The 707-nt window shown below is 60.7% G+C and carries 1 protein-coding gene; it reads right to left on the reverse strand.

What is annotated here, in order from left to right; translation table 11 throughout:
• A partial coding sequence (locus tag I6F38_RS43305; RefSeq protein WP_225164703.1) for an IS5 family transposase occupies positions 1-627 on the reverse strand: 627 nt, incomplete at its 3' end.
• Positions 628-707 lie beyond the last annotated feature (80 nt).

A 707-nucleotide genomic window follows, 5' to 3' on the forward strand; every position in this document is an offset into this window, starting at 1 on the left:
AGTCCATGGACCGCAGTCTGAGAGCGCGTCGAGGAGTTGATTTCCGCGGTAGATCCGGTCGGCAAAGACGTGGCGCAGCCGGGGGAAGTTCATCCGCACGTTCTTCAGCAGCGGTACGGCGCCATGGCAGTCCTGAACGTTGGCCGGATGAACATGAACCCCGAGGAGGAGGCCATTGGTATCCGTCACAATATGCCGCTTGCGGCCGTAGATGCGCTTGCCTGCATCGTAGCCGCGCGGTCCGCCAGCTTGCGTGGTCGGCGCACTTTGACTGTCGATCACGGCTGCCGTCGGCTTCGGTGTCCGTCCAAGCTTTTTTCGCGCCCGTCGGACAAGCACGCTGACAATCCTCTGCCACCGGCCTGTATCCCGCCATCTATAAAAATAGCCCTGCACCGTCGAATAGGGCGGGAACTCCTGCGGCAACGCCCGCCACTGGCAGCCGGTCGAAACGATATAGAGGATCGCTTCGATCACACGACGCAGCTCCGTCTTACGCGGCCGGCCGCGCCGGTTCGCTCGCGGCAACAGGCGTCTGATCAGCGCCCACTCCGCATCGGTCATATCGCTTGCATAACGCAGATCGTCCCGCCGATATTGCTCCCGAGTGATCTTGGTCCAGGGCATCGTGCTCTCCCTCGAATCTTTGCAAATCCGATGGAATCACACCCCACTGAGATCACTCACCCATTTTTCAGTCAGGCTCT

It is taken from the genome of Bradyrhizobium sp. BRP56, from assembly GCF_020194035.1.
Taxonomy (GTDB): Bacteria; Pseudomonadota; Alphaproteobacteria; order Rhizobiales; family Xanthobacteraceae; genus Bradyrhizobium; species Bradyrhizobium australafricanum.